1 protein-coding gene is annotated in these 2,167 nt (G+C 30.4%); it reads left to right on the top strand.

Going from position 1 to position 2,167, the window contains the following annotated elements:
- The first annotated feature begins 745 nt into the window (after window positions 1-745).
- Complete coding sequence (locus DOK81_RS12225) at window positions 746-1,834, top strand: replication initiator protein A (protein WP_206911231.1); 1,089 nt, start codon at window positions 746-748, stop codon at window positions 1,832-1,834.
- Window positions 1,835-2,167: the final 333 nt, after the last annotated feature.

The raw sequence follows: 2,167 nt of genomic DNA, 5'->3' as shown, positions 1-2,167 counted from the left end.
CTTAATTTGATTTTTTAATATTCTTTAATATTGCTAACTATTCAATCTAAAAATTAGGCGTTAACTAAGCAGCTAACGATTGTTGGTTCTATTTATTCTTTTATTTGCAGTCTGTAAAGGAACTTCTTAAAAATTACGTACTACCTTTTTTTTTTGGTAGTATTTAATTAATGTAAGGTAGTATTTAATTAAGAAAATATGATCAGTTAGGTAGTACCTAATTACGTGTGATGGTAGTACCTATTTCATAAAAAGAAAGTCCCCCATATAAAAAAGGTAGTAGATAATTGTAACGATTAAGCACTACCTATAATTAAAAGGTAGTACTTAATTCCTTTTTTTTAAAAAAGAGGTAGTAGATAATTAAACAATCTAAATAAAATGGTAGTACTTAATTAGAGCCAAAATATCCTTAACTAATAAACATAAGACTTTATAATTACCTACTACCTTAAAATAGTAGTAGGTAATTATGGTTAGAGGTAGTACCTTAAAGAAAAAAATGGTAGTACTTAATTTACATAGATTATTAAGTACCACCTAAAAAAGGTAGTACTTAACAGAAAATGTTTTTTAAAACTGGTAGTAACTAATAGCTTTGTTTGGTAGTACTTAATCGATGTTATCGTCAACAAAAGGTAGTAACTAATTAATTTACGTGTTTTTGGCACATTGCTTTTTCTATTTTTATTTGCTATTTTCAAACAGAATACATAAATTACTAGATTGAAAGTAGAGGGTTGATATGTCAGAATTTCAGTTCTATAAATCAAAAGAAGTTTATCGAGAAAAATATTATCAAATGCCGAAAGTTTTTTTTACAAACGAAAAATATGTGCAATTATCCAATGACGCAAAAATTGCATATATGCTGCTAAAAGATCGTTTCGATCATTCTGTTCAAAATAACTGGGTAGATTCCGATGATAATATTTATTTTATCTATACCGTGGCAGAATTAATGGAACTTCTACATTGCAGAGAAGGAAAAGTAGCAAAAATAAAAAAAGAATTGGAAAAAGTAAATCTTTTAAAACAAAAAAAGGGGCGTATCAACACAACAAATGGCCAAATAAAAACAACGCCTAATCGACTTTATCTAGGTAAAGCAGAAGTTACTGCTACTGATGTTTTCAAAATTACAGAAAGTGACCAAATTTCACCGCCATCTCAAGAAACTGAAAGCTCCACCGTAAATGCGAAAATCGCACGTACGGCAAAAGCCTATTCTGACAACGATTCTACCGTAAATGCGAAAATCGCACGTACGGCAAAAGCCAATTATATCAAGGATTCCACCGTAAATGCGAAAATCGCAGACAATCTATTATATTCTATTAATTCTTTAGACACTAATAGACACTATATAGACACTGAAAAAGACGCTTTACAAAATAAATTGTTGTTAGACAATCTTTCAACCATTATGAGCGATGAAAGTATCGATACCTTTGTTCCCGAACATGTTCTAGAATTGATAAAAGTATTTTCTGACACTTACGCTGAAGCACAGCAAACAATCAAAACAATCCATAATGCCAAACATAAAGCACAGCAGTTAAATAATGGGGACGTTTTAATCTTTGAAGACCTAGAAAGTTATGGAATCAATGCAGAAACAGAACTATACACTACTTTGTTGAAAGCATACCAACGAATTAAGACTGAAAAAATCGAGAACAAGCAAAATTTGATTTTTGTTTATGTGAGAAATTGGTTTACTGAACATTGTTATCCAGCAAAATATGCTGCATTGCAAACGAATCATTCAAATTCCATTGCGACAACAAAAAATTGGCTTGAAGAAGAATTAAAAAACTCTGCTAAAGCTTAGCCGTTCTAACAAGTTCAAAGAAGATGATAGGTTATTTTGGCATTCCTTATTGAATTAAGACATGTGAAAAGAACATACCTTACTACCGCCAATTTCACTTGGCTGATAGTCAAAGGTATGATCTAAGTGAAATCCATGACGATTTTAACGTAAAAATTAGTCCAATAGTTGAAATGAACTAATTGCCGAAAGCGATCTTCTTTTTCTTCTTCGGTTATTTTAGGAATAAGTTCTGAGTAAGTATGAAAATATAGTTTTGTATAGAGATATGCCCGATGAAATTGAGAATGTGCTAAATTAGTACACCTAATTATTGTATACGTATAAACTTAT

The organism is Enterococcus sp. DIV0660C, from assembly GCF_017316125.1.
Taxonomy (GTDB): Bacteria; Bacillota; Bacilli; order Lactobacillales; family Enterococcaceae; genus Enterococcus_B.
The sequence above is the reverse complement of the archived record's forward strand: the minus strand, read 5'-3'. Positions and strand labels throughout refer to the sequence as shown.